The sequence below is a fragment of the Desulfatiferula olefinivorans genome (assembly GCF_054657895.1).
The window spans coordinates 1-3,001 of the sequence record NZ_BAAHXV010000080.1; the positions used below are offsets into that span (position 1 = coordinate 1).

Below are 3,001 nucleotides of genomic sequence, written 5' to 3' on the forward strand. Positions count from 1 at the left end.
AAATACAATGCTTTGACCCATGATAAAGCCACCGCACGGCTTATCTTTAATTTTGTGAACATGGGCGATTTTCTTTGTGGATTTTGACCGTTTCTTATCGGTGTCATCGATGGCGATTGTGCCCTCGGTGATTCCATGACGTTGCAAGATCATGATCACACTCGACGCAAGCAGGCTATCCCACGGTAAGTTTGATTTTCGGAACATTCATGACAATGCGCCGATGCCGTACTGGGCCGATACCGACTTTACGGAAACGAGCCCAGCAGACCGAATTGGTTACCATTATGGCCATTACACAAAAAGACAGCCAGTACTGTTGTGTCCGCGAAAGGCCTTTCTTTGGGCTGAGTGTTTTAAGGGCTTCGTTCAACTGGCTCACATAATTTTTGATGAATGGCAACGGTTCGTTGAACGAAGCCGCTATCGCGGCAGAAAATGCCAAATTTGTGTATACTCTGTGATGCGTTCGTTTAAGAACGCGTGGAAATTCATTCAAATGAAAAGGAGTATACCATGAATCAATCAGATGTAAACCGTTTTGACATGTTGTATGAATGTCATCAGAAAACCCTTAAACTACAGGGTAAAGCTAAAAAAACCGTCGATGCTTACGCTCGCTCAATCCGAAGGGTCAGGGATTATTTTGACTGCACTCCGGATCAGCTTGAGCCGAAGGATCTGGAACTTTATTTCAGTGACTTGGTTGAATCCCATTCCTGGAGCACGGTCAAGATCGACCGTTGCGGACTTCAGCATTTCTGGAAATTTGTTTTGAAAAAAGAATGGCAATGGGTGGATATTGTCAAGCCGCCTCAGGTCAAAACCATTCCTGACATTCTCACGGTCAATGAGATCGAACGATTGATCGGGGCAACGCGGAAGCTTCGTTACCGGGTCTTTCTGTTGACGACGTATTCCATGGGGCTTCGCCTTGCAGAAACACTGCACCTCCAGATCGGAGATATCGATACTGAACGCAGACTTGTTCACATCCGAAGGGGTAAAGGCCACAAGGATCGGCTGGTTCCACTGCCGGATCTCACATTGATGGGTCTTCGCGAGCTCTGGAAACGCCACAGAAATCCAACGCTTCTTTTCCCTAATGCCAACGGGTCACCTGACACGATACGTGCTGCGACATCGCCCATGGATCGTGGCGGCGTTCAGAAAGCAATGCGAGTTGTCGTTGACGAATGCGGCATTAAAAAAAAGTCTCCATCCATTCCCTCCGTCACAGCTTTGCCACCCACCTGCTTGAACAGGGCCTGAGCCTCCGCCACATCCAGGCCATTCTCGGTCACGCCAACCCGAACACGACAGCACGATACGCCCATATCACCGATGTCACGGAAAAAGAAAGCATGACGACCATCAACAATCTGGTGAATTCCATTCATGTGGACTTCAAAAGAACGGGCTCATCCAAATAAAAGAAATCATCCATGAATACGCCGATACGTTTCTGGCTCGCTATCACGGGCAAATCCTGCCGAGCCAGATCAAAGCCCTCACAGCCATGAAAACCTGCCGCACACCGGACGCCGGTGAACTCTATCTGGGGTGTTCCGACTGTACGCATAGAGAATGGAAACCCTTATCCTGCGGTCATCGCAGTTGCCCGCAGTGTCAGAACCATGAGACCAGCCGCTGGATCGACAGGCAACAGGAAAAGTTACTGCCGGTTCACTACTACATGGTAACCTTCACCTTACCCTGTCAGTTCCGAAGCGTGGCCTACACGAATCAGAGAAAAGTATACTCGTTGATGTTTTCATGCGTGGCAAACACGCTTAAAGACTTTGGGCTAAACCCCAAACATCTCGGGGCGGATATGGGTATGACCATGGTACTGCACACCCACAGCCGGAAGCTGGATTTTCATCCCCACATCCATGTGGTTGTTCCCGGCGGTGGGATAAATCGGGCCAGGCGTCAATGGAAGAAGAAAAAAGGCAAGTACCTGTTCAATGAAAAAGCCCTGGCCAAGGTCTTTCGCGCCCGGTTTCTCGACGGGCTGAACACGGAAGGCCTTCCTGTCCCCAGAGGCGCCCGGCCCGAATGGGTAGTGGCTTGCACCCGTGTGGGGACGGGTATCACCGCACTGAAGTATCTGTCCCGGTATCTGTACCGGGGCGTGATCAGCGAAAACAATATCATTGCCAATAAAAACGGCAAGGTGACGTTCAGGTACATCGAAAGTGAAACCGGAACAGCAAAAACCCGCACCCTCGATGGCGAAGATTTTCTATGGCTTTTCCTGCTCCATGTCTTACCTCGGGGGTTTAGAAGGGTCAGGGACTATGGATTCCTTCACGGAAATGCTAAAAAATTACTGACACTGGTTCAACTGATCCTGCATGTAAAGCCGCCCTTGTCAACCCGTCGACCAAGGCCTGTGTTCATCTGCCCCTTTTGTAAATCACACATGGTCCTGATCGGCGTTCGTCCGGCTGGAATCAAACCGGGGTAAAAGAAACCACGGCAAGAGCCAAACCTCAACTGAAAAACAGGAGGGTTTTAACCCTATGATATAATGCGAATTTTAAAAAAGTCCCAAAAGGTTCGCACGATACGTGCGCCCTTTTGATGAGGCTCCTCGTTCAGAAACCTTCACGGCAAACCACACTGAAAAATATATTTTCATATAAAATTGACCGCCGATTCAACTACTCCGGGCTTGTTCAACAACCGGATAAGATCGTGGCTCGTTACCTCGCACGATCTATCCTTATTCGTTAAACAGCATATGGTTCCCCAGATCACAGTGTTGTGGGTCAAACCACATGCCTACACTATATATAAATAAAAATTCAGCTTAATTTCAATTATTTACAAATTTTATTGCAAAAGCGCCTCTAAAATCGTAAAAAGTGATCGGTAGCTGGCCTTTCGATATTCCCTTGAAGGGTTTGGTCGAGACTGAATCCTGAGTTTATCGCCAGACTCAGCTACCACCCCACCAACCCTCTTTGTTCTTTCTGAAAACTTGAAGATCGAG

1 protein-coding gene and 1 pseudogene are annotated in these 3,001 nt (G+C 48.4%); both read left to right on the forward strand.

All coding sequences use genetic code 11. The annotated features are described in order from the left end of the window. Positions 1-546: 546 nt before the first annotated feature. Positions 547-1,433: pseudogene (locus tag ACYQ11_RS21805) on the forward strand (tyrosine-type recombinase/integrase). Beyond that, positions 1,424-2,473, forward strand: coding sequence for an IS91 family transposase (locus ACYQ11_RS21810; RefSeq protein ID WP_459925947.1), 1,050 nt, complete (start codon positions 1,424-1,426; stop codon positions 2,471-2,473). The pseudogene ACYQ11_RS21805 and the gene ACYQ11_RS21810 overlap by 10 nt, the downstream one beginning before the upstream one ends. Positions 2,474-3,001: the final 528 nt, after the last annotated feature.